At 68.1% G+C, this 1,733-nt stretch carries 2 protein-coding genes; both read right to left on the reverse strand.

Features of this window, described 5'->3' with window-relative positions:
* Nucleotides 1–858, reverse strand: an 858-nt coding sequence (gene hflC, locus GBZ26_RS29140) for a protease modulator HflC (RefSeq protein ID WP_174441764.1), incomplete at its 3' end; no start/stop codon positions are given.
* An 11-nt stretch (nucleotides 859–869) separates the two neighbouring features.
* Nucleotides 870–1,733: FtsH protease activity modulator HflK (gene hflK, locus GBZ26_RS29145; RefSeq protein ID WP_174441765.1), on the reverse strand; the 864-nt coding region annotated here is incomplete at its 5' end.

Consider the following 1,733-nt stretch of genomic DNA (forward strand, 5'->3'; position numbering starts at 1 on the left):
GGTGATGTCGCCGAAGTAGCGGAAGAACTCGCCGGTCGGGGACAGCACCATGGTGGTGTCGTCCTTGTTCAGCGACTTCCGGTAGGCTTCGAGCGTCCGGTAGAAGCTGTAGAACTGCGGGTCCTGCGACGTCGCCTCGGCGATCATCTTCAGCGCCTGGTTGTCGCCTTCACCGCGCAGGATCTGCGAATCGCGCTGCGCTTCGGCCAGGATGACGGTGCGCTCGCGGTCCGCGCGGGAGCGGATCTGCTGCGACTGCTCCTGACCCTGGGCGCGGGCCTCGGCGGCTTCGCGCTCACGTTCCGACCGCATGCGGGCGAAGATCGACTGGCTGGTCTCCTCCGGCAGGTCGGCGCGGCGGATGCGGACATCGACGATCTCGATGCCGAAGCGCTTCGCCTCGTCGTTCACCTGCCCGCGGATGTCGTTCATCACGCGCGGACGCTCGTCCGACAGAATGGCGAGCAGCGTCACGCTGCCGAGAACACGGCGCAGCGCCGAATTCACGATGGCGTTCATCCGCGTCTCGGCCACCGCCTCGTTGCCGGCGGTCTGGTAGAAGCGCAGCGGGTCCAGGATGCGGTAGCGCGCGAAGGCGTCCACGTCCAGGCGCTTCTGGTCGGCCAGGATGACCTGCTCCACCGGCGGATCGAGGTCGAGCACGCGGCGGTCGAGGATGCGGACTTCCTGGATGAAGGGGACCTTGGCCTTCAGGCCGGGTTCGCGGATGACGCGCATCGGCTCGCCGAACTGGAGGACGAGCGCCTGCTGCGCCTCGTTCACCGTGAAGAGCGAGGCCGAGGCGAGCACGCCCGCGGCGAGGATGCCGATGCCGGCGACCAACAATGTGCGGTTCATGGCATCCCTCCTCAACGGGCCGGCTGCTGGCCGGCGGGCCGCGCCGGGGCAGTCTGGAGCTGGTTGAGCGGCAGATAGGGAACCACGCCCTGGGCACCCTGCGCGTTGCCGTCGATGATGACCTTGTTGGCGCCGCTCAGGATCTCTTCCATGGTCTCCAGATACATGCGCTTGGCGGTCACGTCCTTGGCGGTCGAGTAGGCGTCGAAGACCTTGCGGAAGCGGTCGGCGTCACCCTGGGCCAGGTTCACGACCTGCTCGCGGTAGGCGGACGCTTCCTGGATCAGCCGTTCCGCGTCGCCTCGGGCGCGCGGGATCACGTCGTTCCGGTAGGCCTCGGCCTCGTTGCGGGCACGCTCGCGGTCGGCGCGGGCGCGCTGCACGTCGTTGAAGGCGTCGATGACGGGCGACGGCGGGTCGGCCTTCTGCAACTGCACCTGCGTCACCTCGATGCCGCCCTCGTAGTCGTCCAGCATGGCCTGGAGGAGCTGGCGGGTCGAGGGTTCGATCTGCTGGCGGGCCTCGGTCAGGGCCGGCTGCAGGTCGGTGCGGCCGATCACCTCGCGCATCGCGCTTTCCGCCGCCTTCTTCACGGTGGCCTCGGGGTCGCGGATCTTGAACAGATACTCGCCCGCGTCCTTGATGACCCAGAAGACGGTGAAGTCGATGTCGATGATGTTCTCGTCGCCGGTCAGCATCAGCGACTCGTCGGGGACGTCACGGTCGCCGCGGCGTCCGTCGCCGGCCGAGCGATAGCCGACCTCGATCCGGTTGACGCGAGTCACCTTGGGCATCAGCACCGTTTCGATGGGCGCCGGCAGGTGGTAGCGCAGACCGGGCTGCTCGGTGCGCACCCACTGGCCGAAGCGCAGCAC

The sequence above is a fragment of the Azospirillum formosense genome, assembly GCF_013340925.1.
GTDB lineage: Bacteria > Pseudomonadota > Alphaproteobacteria > Azospirillales > Azospirillaceae > Azospirillum > Azospirillum formosense.